This window comes from Paenibacillus sp. J23TS9, from assembly GCF_018403225.1.
Taxonomy (GTDB): domain Bacteria; phylum Bacillota; class Bacilli; order Paenibacillales; family Paenibacillaceae; genus Paenibacillus_AQ.
Window position 1 is genome coordinate 1 of the sequence record NZ_BOSG01000033.1, and the last position, 301, is coordinate 301.

A 301-nucleotide genomic window follows, 5' to 3' on the forward strand; every position below is an offset into this window, starting at 1 on the left:
AATGATTTTTCGAAGCCTAAGCTTCTCGAAATCGCTGCGAGAAAAGATCAGTCGGAAGACTAAACATGCAGCTTAAAAATCAGTCCAGATGTTTGATCACCTGAAAACTAGATACGAAACGAATTTGCGTGTTTAGAAATGGTCTCCGTAGCCTCACTCCGTTGCAAAGCGTATCGCTTCCGAAGCAAGTTTCCCTACGGTAAACTTTTTAGGATAAGCCCTCGACCGATTAGTATTGGTCAGCTCCATGCATTGCTGCACTTCCACCTCCAACCTATCTACCTCGTCGTCTTCAAGGGGT

1 rRNA gene is annotated in these 301 nt (G+C 44.9%); it reads right to left on the reverse strand.

Going from position 1 to position 301, the window contains the following annotated elements:
• Nucleotides 1-209: 209 nt before the first annotated feature.
• A 23S ribosomal RNA gene (locus KJS65_RS29575) occupies nucleotides 210-301 on the reverse strand; the annotation flags it as partial.